This window comes from Aquicella siphonis, from assembly GCF_902459485.1.
GTDB classification, from domain to species: Bacteria; Pseudomonadota; Gammaproteobacteria; order DSM-16500; family DSM-16500; genus Aquicella; species Aquicella siphonis.
In genome coordinates this window covers 1,058,721-1,081,132 of sequence record NZ_LR699119.1, presented here as the reverse complement: position 1 = coordinate 1,081,132, position 22,412 = coordinate 1,058,721, and the positions used below count along the sequence as shown (strand labels likewise).

At 45.9% G+C, this 22,412-nt stretch carries 21 protein-coding genes and 4 tRNA genes; 11 read left to right on the top strand and 14 right to left on the bottom strand.

Annotation, left to right across the window (positions count from 1 at the left end; genetic code table 11):
* The first annotated feature begins 194 nt into the window (after positions 1-194).
* The 5 genes from AQULUS_RS05080 to AQULUS_RS05060 all read left to right on the top strand — a co-directional run bounded on the left by AQULUS_RS05080 (position 195) and on the right by AQULUS_RS05060 (position 7,193).
* Positions 195-1,586: a glycosyltransferase family 2 protein gene (locus tag AQULUS_RS05080; RefSeq protein ID WP_148339010.1), complete on the top strand. Its 1,392-nt coding sequence runs from the start codon at positions 195-197 to the stop codon at positions 1,584-1,586.
* Positions 1,583-4,378, top strand: coding sequence for a tetratricopeptide repeat protein (locus AQULUS_RS05075; RefSeq protein ID WP_148339009.1), 2,796 nt, complete (start codon positions 1,583-1,585; stop codon positions 4,376-4,378). Before AQULUS_RS05080 ends, AQULUS_RS05075 begins: the two co-directional genes overlap by 4 nt.
* 30 nt (positions 4,379-4,408) lie before the next feature.
* Positions 4,409-5,695 carry a nucleotide sugar dehydrogenase gene (locus AQULUS_RS05070; RefSeq protein WP_148339008.1) on the top strand — a complete coding sequence of 429 codons (1,287 nt, stop codon included), beginning with the start codon at positions 4,409-4,411 and terminating at the stop codon, positions 5,693-5,695.
* 10 nt (positions 5,696-5,705) lie between these two features.
* A complete protein-coding gene (locus AQULUS_RS05065; RefSeq protein WP_148339007.1) occupies positions 5,706-6,677 on the top strand; it encodes an NAD-dependent epimerase/dehydratase family protein in 972 nt (323 codons plus the stop codon).
* A gap of 96 nt (positions 6,678-6,773) precedes the next feature.
* Positions 6,774-7,193 carry a hydrogenase gene (locus AQULUS_RS05060; protein WP_148339006.1) on the top strand — a complete coding sequence of 140 codons (420 nt, stop codon included), beginning with the start codon at positions 6,774-6,776 and terminating at the stop codon, positions 7,191-7,193.
* 71 nt (positions 7,194-7,264) lie between these two features.
* On the opposite strand, the gene AQULUS_RS05055 is transcribed toward AQULUS_RS05060, so the two are convergent.
* Positions 7,265-8,158 (bottom strand): PAS domain-containing protein, encoded by an 894-nt coding sequence (locus tag AQULUS_RS05055; RefSeq protein WP_148339005.1) that lies wholly within the window; start codon positions 8,156-8,158, stop codon positions 7,265-7,267.
* A 181-nt stretch (positions 8,159-8,339) separates the two neighbouring features.
* Here AQULUS_RS05055 and AQULUS_RS05050 point away from each other — a divergent pair, with 181 nt between their 5' ends.
* Complete coding sequence (locus AQULUS_RS05050; RefSeq protein ID WP_232051842.1) at positions 8,340-8,576, top strand: helix-turn-helix domain-containing protein; 237 nt, start codon at positions 8,340-8,342, stop codon at positions 8,574-8,576.
* 130 nt (positions 8,577-8,706) lie between these two features.
* On the opposite strand, the gene AQULUS_RS05045 is transcribed toward AQULUS_RS05050, so the two are convergent.
* The 7 genes from AQULUS_RS05045 to AQULUS_RS05015 all read right to left on the bottom strand — a co-directional run bounded on the left by AQULUS_RS05045 (position 8,707) and on the right by AQULUS_RS05015 (position 11,465).
* Positions 8,707-8,779, bottom strand: a tRNA-Lys gene (locus AQULUS_RS05045).
* A 65-nt stretch (positions 8,780-8,844) separates the two neighbouring features.
* A tRNA-His gene (locus AQULUS_RS05040) sits at positions 8,845-8,917 on the bottom strand.
* A 16-nt stretch (positions 8,918-8,933) separates the two neighbouring features.
* Positions 8,934-9,007: transfer RNA gene (locus tag AQULUS_RS05035), tRNA-Arg, on the bottom strand.
* 29 nt (positions 9,008-9,036) lie between these two features.
* Positions 9,037-9,110: transfer RNA gene (locus AQULUS_RS05030), tRNA-Pro, on the bottom strand.
* Positions 9,111-9,201: 91 nt separating this feature from the next.
* Positions 9,202-9,741: a GNAT family N-acetyltransferase gene (locus AQULUS_RS05025; protein ID WP_148339003.1), complete on the bottom strand. Its 540-nt coding sequence runs from the start codon at positions 9,739-9,741 to the stop codon at positions 9,202-9,204.
* A gap of 50 nt (positions 9,742-9,791) precedes the next feature.
* Positions 9,792-10,577, bottom strand: coding sequence for a helix-turn-helix domain-containing protein (locus AQULUS_RS05020; RefSeq protein WP_172622743.1), 786 nt, complete (start codon positions 10,575-10,577; stop codon positions 9,792-9,794).
* 93 nt (positions 10,578-10,670) lie between these two features.
* A complete protein-coding gene (locus AQULUS_RS05015; RefSeq protein ID WP_148339001.1) occupies positions 10,671-11,465 on the bottom strand; it encodes an SDR family NAD(P)-dependent oxidoreductase in 795 nt (264 codons plus the stop codon).
* A 185-nt stretch (positions 11,466-11,650) separates the two neighbouring features.
* Between AQULUS_RS05015 and folD the strand changes: the two genes are divergently transcribed.
* A complete protein-coding gene (folD, locus tag AQULUS_RS05010; protein ID WP_148339000.1) occupies positions 11,651-12,511 on the top strand; it encodes a bifunctional methylenetetrahydrofolate dehydrogenase/methenyltetrahydrofolate cyclohydrolase FolD in 861 nt (286 codons plus the stop codon).
* Positions 12,512-12,682: 171 nt separating this feature from the next.
* Complete coding sequence (locus tag AQULUS_RS05005) at positions 12,683-12,913, top strand: helix-turn-helix domain-containing protein (RefSeq protein WP_232051841.1); 231 nt, start codon at positions 12,683-12,685, stop codon at positions 12,911-12,913.
* Positions 12,914-13,018: 105 nt separating this feature from the next.
* On the opposite strand, the gene AQULUS_RS05000 is transcribed toward AQULUS_RS05005, so the two are convergent.
* The 4 genes from AQULUS_RS05000 to rocD form a co-directional block, all read right to left on the bottom strand.
* Positions 13,019-13,204 carry a hypothetical protein gene (locus AQULUS_RS05000; protein ID WP_148338998.1) on the bottom strand — a complete coding sequence of 62 codons (186 nt, stop codon included), beginning with the start codon at positions 13,202-13,204 and terminating at the stop codon, positions 13,019-13,021.
* Between the two features lie 264 nt (positions 13,205-13,468).
* On the bottom strand, positions 13,469-13,597 hold the full coding sequence (locus AQULUS_RS13135; RefSeq protein ID WP_269472866.1) for a hypothetical protein: 129 nt from the start codon (positions 13,595-13,597) through the stop codon (positions 13,469-13,471).
* Between the two features lie 28 nt (positions 13,598-13,625).
* Entirely contained in the window at positions 13,626-15,026 is a 1,401-nt protein-coding gene (locus AQULUS_RS04995) for a sugar porter family MFS transporter (RefSeq protein WP_172622742.1), read from the bottom strand.
* 81 nt (positions 15,027-15,107) lie between these two features.
* Complete coding sequence (rocD, locus tag AQULUS_RS04990) at positions 15,108-16,313, bottom strand: ornithine--oxo-acid transaminase (protein ID WP_148338996.1); 1,206 nt, start codon at positions 16,311-16,313, stop codon at positions 15,108-15,110.
* A 562-nt stretch (positions 16,314-16,875) separates the two neighbouring features.
* Here rocD and rlmD point away from each other — a divergent pair.
* From rlmD to AQULUS_RS04975, 3 genes are all read left to right on the top strand, one after another.
* The gene (gene rlmD, locus AQULUS_RS04985) at positions 16,876-18,210 is read left to right on the top strand and encodes a 23S rRNA (uracil(1939)-C(5))-methyltransferase RlmD (RefSeq protein WP_148338995.1); all 1,335 of its coding nucleotides are present in this window, start codon (positions 16,876-16,878) and stop codon (positions 18,208-18,210) included.
* Positions 18,211-18,229: 19 nt separating this feature from the next.
* Positions 18,230-18,580 (top strand): Hpt domain-containing protein, encoded by a 351-nt coding sequence (locus AQULUS_RS04980; protein ID WP_148338994.1) that lies wholly within the window; start codon positions 18,230-18,232, stop codon positions 18,578-18,580.
* A 78-nt stretch (positions 18,581-18,658) separates the two neighbouring features.
* Positions 18,659-20,218, top strand: coding sequence for a peptide MFS transporter (locus tag AQULUS_RS04975; RefSeq protein WP_232051840.1), 1,560 nt, complete (start codon positions 18,659-18,661; stop codon positions 20,216-20,218).
* 55 nt (positions 20,219-20,273) lie between these two features.
* Here AQULUS_RS04975 and AQULUS_RS04970 read toward each other — a convergent pair whose 3' ends face one another.
* Together AQULUS_RS04970 and ttcA are read right to left on the bottom strand one after the other, a co-directional pair.
* Positions 20,274-21,446 (bottom strand): glycosyltransferase family 4 protein, encoded by a 1,173-nt coding sequence (locus AQULUS_RS04970; protein ID WP_172622741.1) that lies wholly within the window; start codon positions 21,444-21,446, stop codon positions 20,274-20,276.
* A gap of 13 nt (positions 21,447-21,459) precedes the next feature.
* The gene (ttcA, locus tag AQULUS_RS04965) at positions 21,460-22,287 is read right to left on the bottom strand and encodes a tRNA 2-thiocytidine(32) synthetase TtcA (protein ID WP_148338992.1); all 828 of its coding nucleotides are present in this window, start codon (positions 22,285-22,287) and stop codon (positions 21,460-21,462) included.
* Positions 22,288-22,412: the final 125 nt, after the last annotated feature.

The window sequence follows — 22,412 nt, the reverse complement described above, 5'->3', positions numbered from 1 at the left end:
TCGCGTTCCGGATTTTTTCGAATTGCAGCTTTTCAGATCAATATTGCGATACACGGTTTGATTATGCGCACAAATGAATACTAACTTTTGTTAAGGAGTACTGGATTAAATTATTTACTTTATATACAGTAAAACAATATGCAGTAAGAATTTGAAAAATAGCTAGTTCGTATAATTTAAGGAAGAATGACGATATGGCTGCCATTTCCTATTTTATTCTCGGCCCGAGTGCAATCTTAAGCATCATCGGTCTCCTTCATGGCCCCGATAAAACCAAACCAACGCCTGCGGAAGATTATCGAAGTGCGACCATAGATCTTGTTATTCCCGCCCGCAATGAAGAGAAAAATATTGTTTTATGTTTGGAATCCATTTCCAAACAAACAAGAAAACCGAACAATGTCATTTTAGTTGATGATGCAAGTGAAGACAGAACAAGCCAATTCGCAAAAGAGTATGCAGAATCGATAGGATTAAATCTTAAAATTGTACGAAACGAGAAACCAATAGGCAAAACGCCCGCCCTGGATAAGGTCGCACAAGAAAGCACTGCGGATGCCTTATTCGTACTGGATGCCGATACCACGCTGCGCTCTGAAAACTATATCGAAAAACTGATCAAGGAACTCTACGAAGGCGTAGGTATCGCTTGTGCCTGTGGAGTCATCCTGCCCGAATATGAACGTGATCGAAGACTTATTCTCCAGTCACCACAGATCGCACAATTCTCCAATACATACCCTGAAATTAGCAAAAGCTTAAGTCCGTCCTTATTACGAAAAATACAACGCAGTTTAACCAATAATTACCGGGAAGAATTATATTTATTCCTTCAAAAATTCGTTTATCGCGGAGAAATGGTTTTCTTCGGGACATTGATCAATCCGGTAGGCTGCGCTGTCGCATACAGACGTCAATATTTATTGGATGTCTTGACACATTATAAAAAACTATTCGGTTATGATTTGACGACATCTGAGGATATTTTTATTGGCTTTGCCTTTGCTGATATAGGGTATCGAAATATCCAGGTCAATGATGTTTATGCGCTGACCGTTGAACCAAAACTATCACGCCTGCCCAGGCAGATTTATATGTGGTCTTCGGCCTTTCTACAAAGCTGTTATTATTTTGATGACCTTGTCAAAACACCATTAAAATCCCTTCGCGCTCTGATAAGAGGCATAAGAAACAAGTATAGTGCGGCAGCAAAAGCCATCGTTGAAAAAAGAAAAATCAAGGAAGCATACCGCCAATCATTCAGTCCAGAGATAACCAAAAAGTATGGACGGCCGATAGGCTGGTTTATTTTCACCTCCTTGTTTGAAAAGATAGCCTATCCGACGGTGTTGATCATATTCGCAATTATGGGTCTATGGGAGCCTTTGTTAATCACCATACTTGCTGAAACGGCAATTTATACTGTTTTTATCGCATTTATGCACAAAAACAGGCGTATTCGTAACTTTATAAAGAGCATTCTTTATACCCCGATTCGTTATGCCGTCTTGTTTTACGATTACTTGGTCATATTAAATTTTGCTAAAGATCTGTGGATCACAGGTAACAGAAGGTGGAGAAAATGAATAAGCTACGGTCAATTCTATTATGTTATCTTGCACTGCCTTATTGCGCGTTCGCTGACACCAATACGGATTCGAACAACAATAAGGGATTTTTTAGCAGCATACTTTCTAAAATTCCCTATTTATCACAAGATACAGGTGATAAATCAGAAGAAAAGAAAACGGCGATTGCTCTCATACAAAAATATTCGCTGGCTGGAGATTATAAGAACGCAGAGCATCAGCTGAGCGAATATAAAAATAAGTACGGTGAAGATGACCAGTATCTTACTGAACAAGCAAGATATTTTGCGTTAACACATCAATCTGCCCGCGCCTTGGATTTGATCAAGCCGCTTTTGCAAAAATATCCGGATAACAAAACATTAGTGGACATTAAAAATTATGCATTAACGCATCCCGCAAGCTCTGCTGAGCTTACTACGCCAGCAGTGTCCGCCGGCTCACAATCCGCAAGTTATTCGAAAAGTGTTCAATTTTATCAACAAGCCGTTCAAAAAGATCCCAATGACAAAGCCGCAGCAATCGGGCTTGTCCGTACTCAACTTTTAATGGGAAACTATTCGGACGCTAGTGCTTCACTTGAAGCATATAAAAACAAATTCGGCGAAGACGACGCATATACAACAGAAAGAGCGCGTTATTACGCCTTGCAAGGAGATTCCCAACAGGCATTAACACTGATTGAACCGCTCTTGCAAAAGGATCCCGCGAACAAGACCTATCTCGATATTAAAAATTATGCCGCAACTCACCAAAGACCTGCGGAAGGTTTCAATATACAACATATTCAACTCAGCCCTGAAAATGCCGCGGCTGCGGAAGCCATGGGTGAAGGTGATTACAACAAAGCCATTAAACTTTATAAGGATGCGCTCAAAAAAGATCCTGCAGATAAAAGCGCCGCCATTGGACTAGTGAGAGCGCAGTTATTCAAAGGTAAATACAAAGCCGCCAAGAAAGGCTTGAATCATTACAAAAAACAATTTGGTTCTGACGATCAGTATTTGACTGAAAAAGCGCGATATTATGCTCTGACAGGCCAGCGTTCCCGCGCGCTCAAAATTGTTAATCCACTCATAGAAAAAGATCCGTCTAACAAAACCTTACTCGATATAAAGAATTATGCGGAAACAGCTAAAGTAGCGGGCCCAGGCAAAGCTAGAGTTGTCTCCCCTATTGAAAATGCAACTAATCTTGCCAGGAAAGCCCAGGCTAAAAAGACGGATCCGGAATTATTCTTCAACGCGGCACAGGCATATTCTTTCGCTGGCGACAAACATAATGCTTATGCCATGATCAATGACGCATTGCAACTTTCGCCTGCGAATGTCAAATATCTTAAATTCAAGGCCGCCATTGCAAGCCAGTTGGATTATAAAACTGTCGCGTATTGTACTTATCTTAGGCTTTATTATGCCTATCCGAATGATCCCGAAGTCCATTTGGGATTGGCGCGCGCCGCGGGAAGACTGGGCAACCTCGATGAATCAGCTTATCTATATGAATCCTATATAGGTAAATATCCAAATGAATCCCAACCCTGGATAGAATACGCTTACATTCAAAGCTGGCGTGGTAATTACCGAGCCGCCGTTTATGTGCTAGATCAGTACCGATGCCATTTCGCGGAATCGCAAGAATATCTGGTTGCGCGCGCACGCATAGTCGCAACAGCGGACCGTCCCACGGAATCACTCGCTATCATCAATCAGTTAATGCCCATTATTCCTGATAACTACGACCTTAATTACGCCAATACAGTGGCGCTTTATTATAATAATCAGCCCATAGAAATGTTCCAAAGCCTGGCCAAGGTAAACCAATTGGCGCCCGGCACCCAAGAAACTCAAGGTTTAATTGATTACGTTCGCACACCGTATCGCTCTAATATCTACCTCGATGGCTACCATTCCTATGACACAGATACTGTCAAAATTACACGCGGCACGCTTGGAGGACAATATTTCCTGTCTCCGGTTGCTTCGCTGTTAGGTGATATCTCAGCGGAAAGCTTGAGTGCCAGCATACGAAGCGGTTTAAATCCGGTTGAAGGCGGAAATTCATTGGAATTGTACGGGTTAAACGTTGGAGGAAATTATCGATTCAACCCTCACCTTCTCTTGCAAGGTTTGATTGGTGGCCAACATGCCAGTGATGGTGAAGGTGCGTTCACCTATAAGGGCGATGCCTTTGTGAAAGTGAATGATACACTGGAGTTTGATATTGATTTAAAACGGTCATTTTATGACGTGTCAGCACGTGCCGTATCTTTAGGGGTGAAACGCAATCTTAACCAACTCCAGGTATATTGGCAGCCTTGCATTCAATGTTATGTCAATCTGAATACTTCTTATTCAACGTTCTCTGATTCAAACACCATGAAATATCTGAACATCATGCCGGCTGTACAAGTTCTCTCCACACAATGGTTTAATCTGCGATTGGGCGTGGATGGCATGTGGTATGGATTTTCCAAACAATTAAACAACGGGTATTATAATCCAGAAAATTACCGATATTATAGCTTCGTCACAGATCTTTATATCAAACAAAGCGAAAACATTGGATATGAATTCACGATCGGACTGGGAACGCAAAAGGACGAAACATTCGTCGCCTACAGAAAAGCCAATGATTTCGCAGGTAAGGCATACATCGGAATTTATCAGGACTGGTATTTGGTATTATCCGCCGCCGAATCAACACGCGGCCGGGCAATCGGAAATAACCCAAGCCTCAGTGATTATAGAGCGTATGCGTTCGATGCCATGTTAATGAGACGGTTTTAACTGCATATAGATAATGAAGGTAATGATGTTATGGCGCATCGTAGAAAAATATCTGTAGTAGGATTAGGTTATGTTGGCTTAACAATTGCAGCCGCGTTTGGCAAGGCGGGTGAAGTTGTAGGCTACGATATTAACCAGCAACGAATTAACAACCTCAAAAATTCCATTGACACGAGTGGAGAAATCTCTTCTGAAGAGCTAAAAAAAACCAACATCCTCTACACCACTAATCCGGATGATTTAAAACAAGCTGACTTCCATATTATCACCGTACTGACTCCTATAGATAAAAACAAGTTACCGGATCTTTCCCAACTTTTGAGCGCAACCGAGACATTGGCAAAACGACTTAAAAAAGGAGATATTGTCGTTTATGAAGCCACGGTTTACCCGGGAGCGACTGAAGAAAAATGCATTCCCACCCTTGAAAAACATTCAGGTTTAAAATGCGGCGTTGATTTTCAGGTTGGATATTCTCCCGAACGTGTTAATCCTGGCGACAAAGAACATACTTTTTATAATATTATCAAAATCATTTCTGCAACCAATGATGAAACCGTCCGGGTTATGAGTGATGTATACAAAAGTGTTGTCAAGGCGGGTGTTTATCCTGTGTCATCGATTAGAGTAGCGGAGGCAACCAAGGTCGTTGAAAACACACAAAGAGATTTAAATATCTCTTTAATCAACGAGATTGCCATTATACTCAGCAACCTGGGCATGGATAGCGCAGAAGTCATCGCTGCCTCTAGGACAAAATGGAACTATCTCCCCTTTTATCCCGGTCTCGTGGGCGGCCATTGCATAGGTGTAAACTCCTATTATTTGACTTATAAATCCCAAGAATCTGGCTATTATCCTGAAGTCATACATGCCGGCAGGCGGGTAAACGAATATATTCCCAAATTCATCACTGAACGAATAGTTAAAAAGCTAATTCAGTTGGACAAAAAGGTCAGTGCCGCCAAAGTGGCTGTATTGGGGATCACTTATAAGGAAAATCTGCCTGATATCCATGATACAAAAGTGATAAATTTAATCCGGGAATTTGAAACTTATAATATCAAGGTCAAAGTTCACGATCCCATCGCCAATAAAGATGAAGTAAGAAAGGAATTTGGCATTGATCTTAGCACATGGGATAGCTTAACTGATTTGGATGTTGTCATTATCGCGGTCGCAGACAAGGAATACATGCAATTGCATAAGCCTGAATTGACCAAAATGCTGAAATCCAACGGCATTATCATGGATGTAAAGGGAATTTTAAATCAAAATGAATATCAGGATACTGATATCACCATTATGAGATTATAAGGACATATTAATGCATATTTTAGTAACCGGCGGATGTGGATTTATAGGCTCGCATATCGTAGAGCACCACATTGCTTCCGGTGATTCTGTCCACGTTGTTGATGATCTCACTACCGGCTCCTTAAAAAATATTGAACCATTTAAATCTCATCCGAATCTTCGATTTGACCAGGCTGACATTGTCACCTGGCCCGAGCTCAATAACTCCGTCGCAAAAGCGGATCTTGTATATCATATGGCTGCCGTCGTCGGTATATACCGCGTTCTTGCTGAACCAATAAAAGTTATTTCCACCAACATAGCGGGTACTGAGCGGGTTCTCAGAGCTGTTGCGGCACGAGGCAATCATCAACGTATTATTATTGCCTCATCATCCGAGGTATACGGTCATAGTCAGAAAGATTTATTAAGCGAAACAGATCATTTAATAGTCGAATCAGCCGCGCAGCCGCGGTGGAGTTATGCAATCAGTAAATTGGCTGACGAAGCATTAGGCATAGCGTATAGCAGGGCGGCAGGGATGAAACTGACAATCATACGCCTGTTTAATACCGTCGGACCAAGACAAAGCGGACGATATGGGATGGTGCTGCCTCGATTTATCAAACAAGCTGTCAGCGGCGAACCTATGACAATTTTTGGCGACGGCACTCAGACTCGCTGCTTTAGCGATGTCCGAGACATAGTGGCTTCACTGGCTAAGCTAGCTGAAAACCCGAAGGCAATCGGAGAAATCGTGAACGTCGGGAAAGATCATGAAATCACTATCAACGAATTAGCCACGATTGTGCGAGAACGTGCAAACAGCAATTCAAACATGGTCTATATTCCATATGAAAAAGCCTATACCAGCGATTTTGTCGACATTAAAAAACGTCATCCCGATTTAACCAAATTCAAATCTCTCACAAATTATAATTATAAGTGGACACTGGAAAAAACCATAGATGACCTGATTACCATGGAGTTAGAAACGAAGTAATGTTGCTGAATATTGATACGGCAGATCAAAGTATTACCTTCACTGCTACATGATAATTGATTTGTAATCAAAAAATATCGCGCGGAGATGCGGGCCATGAATCTTAATTTAATAAGGTCTGGTGTTTTTCTGTTTTTGTTAGGTTTGTTGACCGGCTTTGTTATTCCATACATGCAAAATCCCCGCCTGGGGCTTTCTAGCCATCTTGAGGGCATTCTTAATGGAATGTTTCTAGTAATTTTAGGGCTTATTTTTAAATACTTAACCTTATCATGCCATTCATCGCGCTTAGTATTTTTTCTTTCTCTATACGCCGCCTATGCCAACTGGGCCACCACTCTGCTGGCGGCAATTTGGGGGGCCGGCCGAACTCTTATGCCCCTCGCAGCAGGGAATTTTAAAGCTCTTCCATGGCAAGAAGGCCTGATAAATTTCGGCTTGATTTCATTGTCAATCTCAATGGTTATGGCGTGTCTTTTGGTTCTTTGGGGATTGCGAAAAAATATTCCTGTTTAATCCATGCTTTTTCCCGCGTCACTAACTGCTTTGCTGCAACAGATGCGGCAGACATGCATGTCAGCATTGCGTTAATGCAGCTGGTTAGATAGCGCATCATGACGCGGCGCACAGTCTTCAAATGAATTTTTATATGTCTGCGTGATAAGCTGATCAAGATGTGTGTGAATATTAGGCAGCGTGGCCATGTAATTAATCTTGGATGAATAAGCAAGATATACCGGAGTTATTTTATTACTGTCAGCAATGATTTTGGATATTTTTTTGGTAAACCAGAGCGGATTATCGCTGTCAACAATAAGGCCGAATAAAAAATTCTTATCGCCGAGCCGGGTTATAACATCCTCACTTTTAAATTCATTCAGGAATGTTTTACTCAGGCTTGTCAATATGTTATTGATAAACAAATAGGAAGAAACCTCATCAATGAGATGGTGGAATTCGACAGCCACAATGCCAATGGCAAAATATTTCTGCTTTGACTGCGCTTCTGCAATTAATTCGCGGGACTTAAGATAAAATGTTCGATAATTATATAGCCCGGTTTCATGATCACGCTCTGGTATCTGGGCTATTTCTTGACTGCTATTAATTTTTACCTCGGTCAAAATGCCGGCTATATATTGGGAATTGCGGCCATTTTCCTTGATCGGCATGATTGTAATATCATTGAGAAAGGGGGAATTATTTTTTTTAAAATTTAAGATAATTTCACGACACTGGATACCGCTCTTAATTGCTTGACGAATATTGAGCAAGCCTTGTTGATGCGTATGACCATTCTGCAGGAAACGACAATTTCTCCCTAACACTTCACCGACCTTATATCCTGTAATATGTTCAATGGCCGCATTTGCGAAAACTATTGGTTCATCATTTAAAGATTGATCACAAATCACTATTCCCACATGGATAAGATCAATAAATTGTAACAACAGAGATAACTTATTATCTAACTTTCCCATCCAGGCTGTTTCTCCTTAGCACATTGCTTGATTACAAGAATGGCAATATTTTTATATTAATTGGCAAGAGATGATTAAATATAATACATATGAAACTTAAAGTCTGTATGACTATAGACTGTTGACAAGAAATAGTCAAATGATTTATGATTCAATATTTATACAAAATAAGGTGTTTTGCGTGCCTAAAAACCAATCCAATTACAAACAATTATTCAGTCATAATTTACGTCGCTTACGAGAATCAAAAAATATCTCTCAAGAAAATCTAGCAAATCTTGCCGGTCTTCATAGAACATATGTTTCATCTGTAGAACGGGGCGAACGAAATATTTCTATCGACTCCATGGAGAAATTGGCAAACGCGCTTAATGTTGATATTCGCGAATTACTAGATCCAAAGTTACTTAAAGAATAAGGTTCTTAGAGCACAGTGCTCATAGCTGAGTGCCTCCCCCTGAAATGGGAAAGACCCAAGACCCGAAAGACCACGCTTCTACATGGCTAATAGATTTTCGAGGAGAGTAACGTAATTTATTGATTTTTAATGGGCCGCGTAGGGATCGAACCTACGACCCGATGATTAAGAGTCATCTGCTCTACCAACTGAGCTAGCGGCCCAACATTTGCAAGCCGGAGAAGCAAGCATAGCTGATGCTTGCCCCACCGTATACTAAAATTACCTGGGTGAACGACGGGGATCGAACCCGCGACAACCGGAATCACAATCCGGGGCTCTACCAGCTGAGCTACGTCCACCATATTCAAACCCTATCGCGCCCGGCAGGACTCGAACCTGCCACCCTCGGCTTAGAAGGCCGATGCTCTATCCTACTGAGCTACGGGCGCAATGGCTAAGCGGCACTGCCTTACAGTTTTCGGGGTAGAGGGATTTGAACCCCCGACATCCTGCTCCCAAAGCAGGCGCGCTACCAGACTGCGCTATACCCCGTTCATCACTCTAATATACGCGAAAAAATTGAGTTCGGATGATACTCAGTGCCAGGGAGATCGTCAATGGTCTTGTTGTAGGATCAGGAAAATTATGTACTTTTTAATTCCAGCTGATAGCAGATTTCCCTAAGTTCAATCTGGTCCCGTATTCTCTCTATTCTCTCGCAGGCCATAGGTTTAAAGTCCAGCTGCTCGTAAAACCGAATGGACGGCCGGCTGCATGACGGTACCCAAACGACCACATTATCAAAACCGCCCTCCCTGATTTTTACGAGCGCCGCGCGGCAAAGCCGTGAGCCCAGGCGCTTGCGCCGTATATCGGGCAGGATATACAAATGGCTGATTTCAGCTGCCCGCAGCAGGCTGCGCGCAGGATCTTCATAGGCTGAATAACTGACAAACCCTACAATCTGCCGATCCGCGGTGATTAGCAATGTATCAACCCCCTGCTTCAAGCGGATTTCCCAGCGTTTTTTAAATTCTCTTAGAAATAATTCCTGCATCATGCCGTCCAGAGGATGCACAGGTTCACCTACATGCAGTTTGTCAATTTTGATATCAACCATTTCCTGGATATCATCCAGCGCCGCAAGGCGTATCTCTATTGTTTGCAAGGAATAAGCTTTCATAAGTTCAATTTCATTAAATGGCAGCAAGAATACACTGGCTGACGTCAGTATCAAAGGGTATCAAATACCCCGCTGTCGGGAGATTCAAGCAGCCAGTCTATCACCTTATCTATCAACTCGGCCCGGGAAGTGACATTGAGCTTGAACTTGATTTTTTCCAGACGATGTTCAACCGTTCGATGCGACACCCCCAGCTTTCTGGCGATATGCTTGGCCGTCTGTCCGCGTACAAGCCAATATAATATCTCTCTTTCCCGTTGGTCAAAATGCATGCCCGACGATGAATCCTGTCCTGACATGACATCTACCTTCTTCATTACAGAAGGCGCAAGCAGGCCGGTTTGTATCAGAAAAGCCAGCACTTCAGCCAGCGGCATAACAGCGTCGCCTTGTGTCAGAATGGAGCAGCCGAATATTCCCGCCACCTCATCTTCATGAAACCAGGGAAACTTCACGGATACTGCGGATAAATCCACATCATCTTTGCGCGTATAAGCCTCGGTGACTACCCTGAGTGTCTGCGTATCAATAATTTCGCGGTCATTTTTAATAATACGCTGAGCTGTATCTCTTTTTGAAACATCCCGTACTGATTTACCTATTGCATCTCTAACCGAAACATATCCGCAAGTTTGCGCAGTGTGTTCGTTGAGGTCTTGCATCATACTATCCTGGTCCATGAAGTAAAAATTGATAGGCTGCCGCATGACGTGTGACACCGTTATATAATCACCCGTCCGAATCCGTTCCTTGACAGGATTAACAAGACGGATGCCCTGCTTCCAGCGCTGGATCAGGAAATCGTGGTGGACTTGTCTGGCCGTCTTGTTTGTCATTCTCTTCATCCGGTTAAAATCGGATTGACATTTTACACCAGACATCTTAAGACACGATTAAATTATGCACAACAATAAATTATCTTAAATCAATTACTTGCTTATATCTTTGGGCTTATCCAGCCAGCCGGTGATTTTCGCTGACAGCCAGCCCGGAGACAGCCGCATTGATAAAACCAGCAGTTTGTTCATGACACCGGGTATAATGAGGCGCTGTTTTTTTATCATCCCCTTGTAAGCAAGCTGCGCTACTTTTTCAGCCGTCATAACAGGCAGCATCCCGCTGACCATCAAGGTATCCTGCATGCCTGCGCGTTCCTGGAATGAAGTTCTGGTTACGCCCGGGCACAAGACCGAAATACTCACGCCTGCATTTTTGTATTCTTCATATAGCGCTTCCGAGAAGGACAAGACATACGCCTTGGAAGCGTAATAGACAGCCATATACGGTCCCGGAGCATAGGCTGCGGTCGAGGCAACATTGAGAACATGCCCTCTTCTTCTGGCTTGCATATAAGGGAGAACAGCGTGTGACAACCTGGTCAGGGCGCTCACATTCACATCCAGCATGGCCGTGGTGTCCTCAAGAGAAATATCAGTGAAGGATTTGGCAAAACCGAAACCGGCGTTATTGATGAGTACGTCAACCTGGTTCATCTCATCCCGAAACGTTTCCATGATCAGCGTGATGCTGTCCGCTTTGGCCAGATCCGCGGACAGAATCCGGGATTGGCATTGAAACCGGGTTTGCAAGTCAGCCTGTATTTGCCGGAGCTCCTCGGCATTGCGCGCAATGAGAATCAGGGAATATCCATGACGCGCGAATATTTCCGCCAGCGCCTTGCCAATCCCCCGGGTTGCCCCGGTAATCAACGCTATTTTTTCCATGTTAAAACTCCTTTCTGACGATTGCGCGCCGCCTCCGATCCTGTTGCCTGTCCAATCCCGGCAGCGCCTTCTTTCCCTTCCATACCCCGGCCGCAATAAGAAAATGCGGATTTTATATAGTATGTTATGCTACGGCGATATTTTGAAGACTCCTGTATAATCTAAATAAACGAGCGGCGTTACAGATGACAGCACAGTTAATAGATGGAAAAGCGATCGCAGCACAACTTAAAGCAGAGCTGAGCGAGAAAATAAGCGAAAAAATGACCGCGGGCCACCGTCGGCCAGGCTTGGCCGTGATCCTGGTTGGCGCAGATCCGGCCTCCGGCATTTATGTCAAGAACAAGCGGGAATCCTGCGAGCAAATCGGGATACAGTCATTCTTTTACGCACTGCCAGACAACATTGAGGAAAGCGAACTGCTCAAGCTGATCACTGATCTGAACCAGGACACACAGGTTGACGGCATTCTGATACAGTTACCTCTGCCGCATCACATACACGCCAGCAAAATCCTTGAACATATTGATCCGCGCAAGGATGTGGACGGCTTCCATCCCTACAATATCGGCCGGCTGGCACAAAGACGCCCCCTGCTTAGACCGTGCACACCATATGGCATCATGTTGCTATTGAACCATATAGGGCAGCGATTCAAGGGTTGCCATGCCGTTGTTGTGGGCGCATCAAATATTGTGGGCAGACCCATGTCGCTGGAGTTACTCATAGCAGGCTCCACGGTGACGGTCTGTCACCGTTTCACTCATGACCTGCCCTATTTTGTCAGACAGGCCGATATCCTGGTTTCCGCTGTCGGAAAACCCGGTTTGATCCACAGTGAGTGGATCAAACCGGGTGCCACTGTCATTGACGTGGGAATTACCCGTCTTGCAGACGGCACCATCACCGGGGATATTGAATTCGCGGGCGCAAAAGAGCGGGCAGCGTGGATTACTCCTGTGCCGGGCGGTGTCGGACCCATGACAGTCGCCGTCCTGATGAGAAACACACTGGTCGCGGCCGGATATTATGACCATCATCACTGATGCCAGGACGTGAAACTGCCCGGCATTCAGACCGGCCGTTTTCACTCACGCCTTCCAGCCCGGAAAAAAACGTGATGGGACAACTATGAATAAGGGAAAGGGTTATTCATTATTGCTCACTGTGTAGTCCCTAAGTATACTCATTCTTAGCCGATGCCAAGGAGGAAAGTCGTGCCGCAGAGTACAAGACTCTTTTCAGAGCGATTAAACCACTGTCTGGATGACACAGACGCACCACCATCAGCACGCGAGCGCGCCGCGATCCTGAGTAAGATGATAGACATTCCCAAACAGCTCGCCTGGAGCCTGGTTGAAGGCCAGCAATTTCCTGATTCCGAGATTCTGCAAAAAATTGCGAATGAGTTCGAAGTTGATCCTAAATGGCTTTCTGGAGAAAAATAAATTAAGGATGAGTCAATGACAAACCATAATTACTTACTGCCTGTTTTTGAAACCATTGAAGCAGCCTGGAACAAGGTCAAAGGCAGCAAAGCGACTATCTGGGGATCATTGATTCTTGTTTTCATCAGCATGTTCTTGCTCGGAATGATCGACAGCATACTGCAAGAAACCGCGCCCTCCATCGCTGTTGGTTTTGATTTCCTGGTCCAGGTCTTCGCTTTTCTGCTGCAAATGGGAATGATGTACATAGGCATCAAACGCGCACAAGACCTGCCCATCTCTTATCGACAAGTCTTGTATCCGTTTAACGGCAGGGTCGCGATCCGGGTCATCGCACTTTATTTACTGCAAGTCCTCCTGTTGATTTTTCCCATCGCCATATTGATATCAGGCGGCATCATTTTCACCTCACAACAAAGCGCGGGGTTCATTGTTCTGGGGGTGGTCTTGTGCGCCGTCGGATTCGCCGCCCTTTTTTATATCGGCGTACGCATGACTTTTTCCATGGCGTTTGTGCTGGATAAACTCACCGGCCCCTGGCAGGCAGTCGTACAATCATTCTCCATTACCCGCGGCAATTTCCTGAGAATAGTTGCTCTCATTGGCCTTCAAGGCTGCATTATCCTGATCAGCGTCATCCCCCCTCGGAATAGGATTGATCTGGACCATCCCTTTTTCATTCATTCTGTACGGCCTGATGTACCAGCGTCTGTCACTCAACAACCTTGGCGGCCAGTAATTCCGGGTTCCCATTTTTTTGCTGAAACTGAGACTGAAACTGAGACTGAATTTCTTCCAAGGATCTGGTTTTGGTTTCAGGCAACAGAAAATATGCCGCAAGCAAATAAACAAATGAAAAGGCGGCAAACAGCCAATAGGTACAGCCCATGCCTAACGCGTGCGAAACAGGCAGAAAAAATGTCGCCAGCAAGGTCGAAGCCAGCGAGTTGAAAAAGAGGCATAATGCGATTCCTTTTCCACGCACGCGCGTTGGAAAAAGTTCAGATATCGCAAGCCACACCACGACACCAGGACCAATGGCAAACGATACAATAAACGCAAACAATCCCGCCAGTGACAATATTCCCTGCGCGAACGGACTCCAGCCTAACGATTGAATCGCACCCAGATAGATTTCAGATATCATGACGCCCGTCACACCTGCCAGCAATAAAGGGCGCCGTCCCACGGTGTCAATCAGCATAACCGCCAAAAAAGTACAGAGAAAGTTCAGGACGCCGATGCCGGCAGACCCCAGCATGGATATCATGTCCGAACCGATGCCGGCATTTTTTAAGATCAGCGGTGCGTACTGCAGAAAGGAATTGATGCCGGTAAGTTGATTAAAGATGGCAATAGTCACAGCCGCCGCCGCAGGCACCCAAAATTCACGGGACAATAATTCCCGCAGCGTGCCATGCGTTTGACGCAGGCTTGCACGTATCAGACGGATATCTTCATCAGCCTGCGCAACGGAGGGGGAAAGACGCAATAAAACCGCCCGTGCACGCTGTTCCTGATTGTTTGCGACCAGCCATCGCGGCGATTCAGGAAGAAAAAACATCCCGGCCAGTAATACCGTCGCGGGCACCAGCACAACAGCAAACATGGCGCGCCAATTTCCGGAAGGTGTAAACAATAAATCCACAACATAAGCGAGCACAATGCCGAACGTGAGCAAAAGTTGAAAAAAAGTCATATATTTTCCGCGGTCATTCGCCGGAACCATTTCCGTTACATAAAGAGGCACTGCGACAGAAACAATACCGACTCCGGCTCCCAGAAACAGACGCGCTCCCAGTATCATAGCGAATGAATGCGCGAACAAGACCATTCCCACACCCAGGATAAAAACCACGCTCGACGTCATGATCAATAATCGCCGTCCATACCGGTCGCCAATTGGACCCGCCGCCAGCGTGCCTATCAATCCTCCACCCAATACCGCGCCGACTATCAGACCCGTCTGGGTGTCACTCATGGGAATCGAATTTTTCATGAATAACAATGCGCCGGAAATCACACCCACGTCATAACCATAAAGGATGCCGCCCAGACTGACCAGACCGGCAATCCAAAACATGAATGTGTGATTCTTGATCTTTGCTATCATATGTTTCTCCCTTTCCGCAAAAAATTCCCTTGCACGCAGACAGCCGCGCCATGCGCGGCGCCACATAAATGTATCAGCGGCTCATGCTTGTTCAGCTTCAGCAATAACATCCGCCAGTGTCGCCGCAACGGATTGAATTTGCTCTTCCGTGATGATAAGCGGCGGAGCGAAGCGGATAACCGTCTGATGCGTTTCTTTGGTCAAGATACCGCGTTTCAGCAGCTTAAGGCAGAGGTCGTGCGCGGAATAACGTTCATCGATTTCAAGACCGATCAAAAGTCCCTTGCCGCGCACTTCCTTGATGAGCGGAGAATGGATCGCTTTCAGCTGAGACTGAAAATAATCTCCCAGTTTTGCCGCGCGTTCGGAAAACTTTTCACTTACCAGTATATCTAGTGCAGCGCTGCCCACCGCTGCCGCGAGCGGGTTGCCGCCAAACGTGCTGCCGTGATCACCCGGGGTGAATACATCCATGACTTCCCTGCGGCTCAGAAATAATGAGACCGGCAAAATACCCCCTCCCAGGGCTTTACCAAGCACTATTCCATCCGGCTGTATTCCATCATGCTGGCACGCCAGTAATTTTCCGGTCCGTCCGAGGCCGGTCTGGATTTCATCACAAATCATAAGCACACGATGTTTTTGGCAAATTTCCGCGCAAGCCTTGAGATAGCCCGCGGGCGGCACGACTATTCCACCCTCTCCCTTGATAGGTTCCACCAGAAAGGCGGCCGTATTGGGAGTGATTGCCTTGTCCAGTTCCGAAGCGTCACCATAGGGAATAACTTTCAATCCGGGCGGGAAAGGTCCAAATCCGGCTTTATATTGCGGAACAGTAGACATGCCGACAATGGTGATGGTGCGCCCATGAAAATTGCCAGCGCAGGCAATAATTTCCGCCTGGTCCTTGGGAACCCCTTTAACGGTATAAGCCCATTTCCTTGCCGCCTTGAGGGCAGTCTCAACTGCTTCCGCACCGGTATTCATAGGCAGCGCTTTTTCATATCCAGTCAGTTCACAGACACGCTGGAGAAACAGTCCCAGCTTATCGGTATAAAATGCGCGCGATACGATATTTAGTGCGGCCGCCTGCTCACACAAGACTTTGACCAGTTTGGGGTGGCAATGGCCATGACTGACGGCAGAATAAGCACTCATCATATCAATATATCGATTGCCTGCGTCATCCCATACATAAACGCCCTCGCCGCGCACGAGCACAACCGGCAGAGGATCATAGTTACAAGCACCATACGATAATTCTCGGTCAATACATGGATTTGTCATAAGCTGTCTCGCATTAATTAAATGTTTACTCAGCAATATCACACAGCCGGCCAAGCAAATCACTTGATCATTGGATAATTGGGAATAGTGCGGCCTGATAGCGGAACCTGCCTCAAGTCTCGCACTTGTCTGGTAACTTACGTAAATCCACTTCAATATACAAGACGGAAATAAAAAACGCCTTCGAAAAGGCGTGAGATGAGAAGCAATCAGACTAATAAAAGAGTGTTTTCGAAGGAACGTCTCAAAAACCCGCTTTACCAATTTTGGAAACCTCAGAGCGCTTTAGGCTTTCCTCTTAAGCATGCCTGCAAAGAGTACATACTCGAGGACATGCACACCACGCTACAATCATGTTTCCCTCAATCATCACTGAAAGGTTTTGGATCTATTTCTTGCGAAAACACTCATTTATTAATCCCTTATTTTTAGTATAGGTACTTTTTTACACTTTTCAATTTTTATACAAGTTTGTATTTTTTTATCAATCATTATATAGTCTTAACTATTATTACAATCGCGCATTTATTAAAGTAATATCTATGCTATTATTTTCATCCTTATGAATCAGTTTGTAAAACTTGACAACGAAAAAGATTGTGCTACTGCCAGGACGCACGCGCTTAGCCATGATGGGCGCGGGATTGCCGTCATCCATCAGAAAACCACCTTCATCAGCGGCGCCCTGGCTAATGAAACCTGCACCTGCCGTATCACCCTGAAGCGCAGAAGTTATCAGGAAGCGGAGGCAGTGGAAATCCTTTCATCCTCCCCTGACCGCGCCAGCCCCCCTTGCCGTCATTACGGTGTCTGCGGAGGTTGCAGTTTGCAGCATATGAACACGGATGCCCAGATCCAGCTTAAACAAACGACGCTGCTGGACCAGCTCAAACATTTTGGAAAAGTGTCCCCTTCCGCGCTCTTGCCGCCGCTTGCCGCCAACACGATCGGCTACCGCCGCAAAGCACGCCTGGGAGTCAAATATGTCATCAAGAAAAACAAACTGCTGGTGGGATTTCGTGAAAAATCCAGCCGCTACCTTGCTGACCTTGAACAATGCGCGGTTCTGCATCCGCGGGTGGGTGAAAAACTGTCCGCCCTCGCACAACTAATTGCCTCACTGGAGCAATACCAATCTATCCCGCAAATTGAAGTGGCAGTCGGCGATCACGATGCCGCCCTGGTGTTCCGGCATTTGGCTCCGCTGCCGCAGTCCGATCTGGACAAACTGGCTGGTTTCGCCGCGGCTGAAGCATTTCAGGTTTATTTGCAACCCAATCCTCCCGCCGGCATTCAGAAACTGTATCCGGACGACGAACACCACCGCCTGACTTACACTTTGCCTGATTACGGCCTGGAATTCAGCTTTCAACCTCTGGATTTTACTCAAATCAATCTGGAAATGAACCGGCTGATGGTCAGGCAGGCTGTTCATCTGCTAGAACTTCGTAAGGATGATCAAGTGCTCGATCTGTTTTGTGGAATAGGCAATTTTACCCTGCCTATCGCCTTGCATGCCGGACATGTGACCGGCGTTGAAGGCAGCGAAGACATGGTTGCAAGAGCAGCGGACAATGCGAGACGAAATAATATTGCCCGCGCCGATTTTCACGCGGCGAACCTCACGCAGCCAATGCCTCAAGCTCCCTGGCTGCAATCCCGCTATGACAAGGTATTACTGGATCCGCCGCGCGCCGGAGCCCGGGAAATCCTGTCCTGCCTTTCCCGGCTCGCGGTCAAACGAATCGTTTATGTCTCATGCAATCCGGCGACATTAGCCCGTGACGCGGGTGAACTGGTGCATCAATATGGATATCACTTGAAACTAGCAGGAATCATGAATATGTTTCCCCATACTTCACATATTGAAGCCATGGCAGTTTTTGAAAAAGTTTAAAGTTTAATGGAGAGTATTTATGGATTTAGGGAATCTCCCAGTCATTGACTGGGAACAAGGCATCAGGCTCGCCGGAAACAAGCGCGATCTCGCGGAAGAAATGCTTGCCCTTCTCATGAAAGGCCTGCCTCAGGACATTACAGCGATAAACAATGCTTTTCATGCTCAAAATTATTCTGAATTGTTGCGTCTGGTGCATAAGTTGCATGGCGCCCTCTGTTACTGCGGACTACCCAGGCTAAAAACTATTGCCGGATGCCTTGAAACACAACTCAAAAACAATATAATGGATAGCTTACCGTCTCTGATCAAGCAACTTGATTCAGAGGTCGCATTATTACTAGGGCGCAACTCCCTCCCAAAAACATGAGAGCCGCAACGGCCTTGATGTCCCGGTAATAATAAGGGCTTGATATTAAATACAATCTCTCATGTGGAGACCGATTTCATGAATCAACCGCTAGCCAGAAAAACGTTTATTCAGAAATACAAGGATGTGATGCCAACCGGCGCAGGCGCCCTTTTTCTCATCCAGATTTTTTCAACTCTTAGTTTCAGCGTGCTTTACTCCACTCTTATCCTTTATGCCACCAAAGGATTGAACATGAACGACACCCTGGCGACCAGCATCACAGGGTCATTTATAGCCTTGAATTATTTTCTCCACTTGCTGGGCGGCTATGTAGGGGGACGTTATCTCAGTTACCGCAGCCTCTTCGGACTGGGCATGGTTTCCCAAGTACTTGGCTGTCTTCTGATTTCCGTGCCTGACTCAAACTATCTGCTCTGGGGACTGGCAGCATTTCTAGGCGGCAGCGGTCTCAATGTCACCTGCATCAACTGCATGGTGACACAATTGTTCGAGCCGGATGACAAACGCCGCGAATCCGCCTTCCTCTGGAATTATAGCGGCATGAACATAGGTTTTTTTATCGGCTTCACCATAGGCGGATACTTCCATCTTCATCAAGCCTATCGCGAGTTGTTCCTGTTAAGCGCGTTTGGCAACCTCATTGCGCTTGCGCTGACCTTTTATAACTGGAAACTATTGAAAGACCGTGACACACCCTTTGTTGACGCATCGCGCCAGGAGCAAAAAAATTTCCGCCTGATCGGGCTGGGGATTGTTATCGCACTGGTATTCGCGCTCAGAGGTTTGCTGCAGCATACCGCATTCTGCAATCAGCTGATTCTCATTATAGGCGCAGCCATGCTCGCCCTCATTATCACGCTTGCGATCAAGCAGCCCGGCAAACCTGAGCGCCACAAAATGTGGGCATATATCATCCTCGCTTTGTCTTCCGTTATTTTTTGGGCGCTATACCAGCTGGCTCCCATGGGACTTAACCTGTTCATCGAGCGAAATGTCGACCGTCATTTCATGGGCATTCTGATTGCGCCGCAATGGATACAAAACATCAATACAGTTGTCATCATCCTGGGCGGGCCGTTATTGAGTATCGCATTCACACATCTGCGCGAGCGCGGCATCAATATCAGCATCCCTTTTCAGTTTTCACTCGCACTGCTGTTAATCGGCATTGCTTTTGCCATCCTGCCAGTGGGAATCAGCTTTGCCAGCGCGCAAGGCTATACAAATTTTAATTGGGTGCTAGTCAGTTATATCCTGCAAAGTGTCGGCGAGTTATTCATTTCACCAATAGGCTACGCCATGGTGGGACAATTGGCGCCTCTGCGCTTGCGCGGCCTGATGATGGGCATGTGGATGATGGTCACTGGCATCGCGGCAATCCTCTCAGATCAATTCTCAAAAATCGCACTAGGGTCAACCGAATCCACAAATCCCTTGTTTACAAACGCCAGTTACAGTCACACCTTCGGCATGTTAGGCTGGAGCGCGATTGCAGCAGGCGCACTGTTATTCATACTTATTCCTGTTGTTGCCCGCCTCACTCAGGAAAGAAAAGCCGCCAACATGAAAGAAGTCACAGAAGAACCGCGGTCAGATATAAAGGAAGAGCTGGCTAATGATACATTGGGAGCATGATGTCCCATTACGCTCAAAATCCGGGAAACAGATAACATACACTTTTGTTTCCCGGTTATAGTTTGCAGGCTGCGCTGTATACATCTCTATACTGACTAGCAATTGGCAGCCAACCAAAGCGGGCAGCAGCCAGCAAATTTTCACTGCCGTATTCTCTGCGCGTATTTGCATCATGCAACAAATGATACGCCTCCTCTGCCCAAGCTTTTATATTCGCAGCCTCCACAATGACTGCTCGCAAACCGGATTGCCGCAGGAACCGTGTCACATTTGTGTCGCTCGCAATGACTGGCTTGCCTGCTGCCATCGCTTCCAGCTGAACTATGCCGAATGCTTCTTCCCACAAATCCGGCTGAGTGGCAAATAACACGAACCGGCTTTGCCCGATCAAACGCCTTTTGACATCGTCTCGCACATAACCTGTAAAAACAATGCTTTTTTCAGGGATTTGCGCAACGTTCTCACAATCCGTAACGAGATTAATACCGTATTGTCTGGCTTGTGCATACAGATTATTTTCCTCACTGCCTCTGCCAGCGATGACTAATGAAGTTGTCACCCCCATCTTGAGCAGGCGCGCATACATATCAATTAATACATGGAATCCCTTTCCTTTTTCAAGCCGGCCTATTCCCAGCATGTAGTTACGCTCGGGCAAAGCCGCGTACGGATGCCAGAGTTCACAGTCAATGCCGTTTCCTATGACCGTACTTTTCGCTCGAGTATCCCAGAGTTGGTGAGAAATTTCTTCCATCATGGGAGTCAGATGAGTAACAGCTGCAGCGTGTTTCAAAACCTGGCGGCATCGCCGCTGGACATTGCGGCGACGCATGCGTTTTGAATTTGTGCTCAAGATATCGCTGTGGCTGGTCACCACAAAAGGAATGCCAGTCCTTTTACTGATTTGCATAGCCATGAAACCTGCCGTATATGTTCCCTGCGCATGAATGACATCAAATTGAATCTGCGCGCACAAATCCAGGACCGGCGCCAGTTTCCGCCGGGAGTAAAAAAATCCCGGCTTGATGAAAGGACCATTGTAGACGACAGATTGAGTAATGAGTTGAACCGGTGCCTTCAATTGCGTAATAGTCTTGTCTCCGGCATATATCACCGAATCGACTTCGTGTGATTTTAACGCCGGGGCAAGCGAACATAAGAATTCCGCAACTCCGCCCATGGAACTGGCGGAATCAAGAGTACGAGGATAAAGAAACAACACACGCATGCCTAGACTCCGGTCAACCAAACACTGCTTCCATTTCATCCAGTGGAATTCCGGATGCTTCTGTCCCGCGCTGCCGCTCTAGGCCTTTAAAATCCCAGAATTTTTTATCCATTAACTGGCTCGGCTTGATAGCGCTCAATGCGTGCAAGATATTACTGGGTACTTTCGGGTTTTCCTGCGCCAGCTGGTCAATCAGATTTTTCACTCGTTTGCGCATCAAGTTTTCCTGTGATCCGCAAAGATTGCAAGGAATAATCGGAAATGCCATCGCCCGAGCAAACTCGGCGATATCATTTTCCTGACAATATGCGAGCGGCCTGATGATAATATTTTTTTTATTGTCGCTAAGTAATTTCGGCGGCATGGAACGGATTTCACCGTTGTACAAAATAGACATCATCAAGGTACGAATGAGATCGTCGCGATGATGTCCCAGTGCAATTTTATTAAATCCCTTTTCTTCCGCGTAGCGGTATATTATGCCTCTTCGCAAACGCGAACACAGTGAACAATACGTTTGCCCTTCCGGGATTTTCTCTTTCACAATGGAATAGGTATCCCGCGTCAACACTTCATGAGGTATTTTATTCTGGGTGAGCCAGAATTTTAATCCCTCATCATTCCATCCGGGCTGAGCCTGATCCAGTGTGAAAGCAAATAGTTCAAATTCCACTTTGGCACGCTGCTGCAACAAATGCAGCACGCGCATCATGGTGAAAGAATCCTTGCCGCCTGACAGGCAAACCATGATCCTGTCACCGCCCTGGATCATGTTAAAATCAGCAATCGCCTTACCCGTGTAATGCAACAACTTTTTTTCAAGTTCAGCTAACCTGGCCAAAATAATCGTCTCTCTGAAAAATATACTGGAGGTGGGATTATATACTTATCCACGAGAATGTCATGCTGGCGGAGAACGTTCATTGAACCATGTCAAATTATACGCTGTTGAAATTATTCCGGATT

Bases quoted from the DNA above. Each gene is read 5' to 3' on its own strand.
- AQULUS_RS04975 (WP_232051840.1), top strand. From the start codon at position 18,659: ATGAATCAACCGCTAGCCAGAAAAACGTTTATTCAGAAATACAAGGAT.
- AQULUS_RS13135 (WP_269472866.1), bottom strand. From the start codon at position 13,597: ATGAATGAAAAAGGGATGGTCCAGATCAATCCTATTCCGAGGGGGGAT.
- AQULUS_RS05065 (WP_148339007.1), top strand. From the start codon at position 5,706: ATGCATATTTTAGTAACCGGCGGATGTGGATTTATAGGCTCGCATATC.
- AQULUS_RS05055 (WP_148339005.1), bottom strand. From the start codon at position 8,158: ATGGGAAAGTTAGATAATAAGTTATCTCTGTTGTTACAATTTATTGAT.
- AQULUS_RS04980 (WP_148338994.1), top strand. From the start codon at position 18,230: ATGGATTTAGGGAATCTCCCAGTCATTGACTGGGAACAAGGCATCAGG.
- AQULUS_RS05070 (WP_148339008.1), top strand. From the start codon at position 4,409: ATGGCGCATCGTAGAAAAATATCTGTAGTAGGATTAGGTTATGTTGGC.
- rlmD (WP_148338995.1), top strand. From the start codon at position 16,876: ATGAATCAGTTTGTAAAACTTGACAACGAAAAAGATTGTGCTACTGCC.
- AQULUS_RS04970 (WP_172622741.1), bottom strand. From the start codon at position 21,446: ATGCGTGTGTTGTTTCTTTATCCTCGTACTCTTGATTCCGCCAGTTCC.
- AQULUS_RS05060 (WP_148339006.1), top strand. From the start codon at position 6,774: ATGAATCTTAATTTAATAAGGTCTGGTGTTTTTCTGTTTTTGTTAGGT.
- AQULUS_RS05075 (WP_148339009.1), top strand. From the start codon at position 1,583: ATGAATAAGCTACGGTCAATTCTATTATGTTATCTTGCACTGCCTTAT.
- AQULUS_RS05015 (WP_148339001.1), bottom strand. From the start codon at position 11,465: ATGGAAAAAATAGCGTTGATTACCGGGGCAACCCGGGGGATTGGCAAG.
- AQULUS_RS05080 (WP_148339010.1), top strand. From the start codon at position 195: ATGGCTGCCATTTCCTATTTTATTCTCGGCCCGAGTGCAATCTTAAGC.
- rocD (WP_148338996.1), bottom strand. From the start codon at position 16,313: ATGACAAATCCATGTATTGACCGAGAATTATCGTATGGTGCTTGTAAC.
- AQULUS_RS05020 (WP_172622743.1), bottom strand. From the start codon at position 10,577: ATGACAAACAAGACGGCCAGACAAGTCCACCACGATTTCCTGATCCAG.
- AQULUS_RS05025 (WP_148339003.1), bottom strand. From the start codon at position 9,741: ATGAAAGCTTATTCCTTGCAAACAATAGAGATACGCCTTGCGGCGCTG.
- AQULUS_RS04995 (WP_172622742.1), bottom strand. From the start codon at position 15,026: ATGATAGCAAAGATCAAGAATCACACATTCATGTTTTGGATTGCCGGT.
- folD (WP_148339000.1), top strand. From the start codon at position 11,651: ATGACAGCACAGTTAATAGATGGAAAAGCGATCGCAGCACAACTTAAA.